This is a genomic window from Paenibacillus sp. KS1 (assembly GCF_001680695.1).
Taxonomy (GTDB): Bacteria; Bacillota; Bacilli; order Paenibacillales; family Paenibacillaceae; genus Paenibacillus_B; species Paenibacillus_B suaedae.
This window is the reverse complement of the sequence record NZ_MAIS01000345.1, coordinates 1-326: the sequence shown is the minus strand read 5'-3', so window position 1 is coordinate 326 and position 326 is coordinate 1. Positions and strand designations below refer to the sequence as shown.

Annotated in this window: 1 protein-coding gene; it reads right to left on the bottom strand. The window is 30.1% G+C overall.

Annotated features, from left to right (window positions below):
• Nucleotides 1-23: 23 nt before the first annotated feature.
• Nucleotides 24-272: a tetratricopeptide repeat protein gene (locus tag BBG47_RS31355; RefSeq protein ID WP_175400681.1), complete on the bottom strand. Its 249-nt coding sequence runs from the start codon at nt 270-272 to the stop codon at nt 24-26.
• Nucleotides 273-326 lie beyond the last annotated feature (54 nt).

The following is a 326-nucleotide window of genomic DNA, read 5'->3' as shown; positions in this document are numbered from 1 at the left end:
AGTGTCCAAGTTCATTAAGGGGCTTATGAGCTAAGTTCCAAATATAACTCTATATCGTATCCTTTAGCTTTATATAACCTATCGAAATATTTTAAGGCTTCGCTATATTTACTCAATTGGACATTTACTAATCCCATATTCCATAAAGCATCTTCATTATCTGGATTTTGTTCAAAAATCTTATTAAACTCATTACAAGCCTGTTCAATCTGATTTAATTTCCAAAGAACAAGTCCATAATTTAATAAAGTTCCTTCTTGATCTTCATTAATATTTAGTGATGCTTCTTAAGCTTCTTTGGTAGCGTCAAGAATTTTGTGTAAATG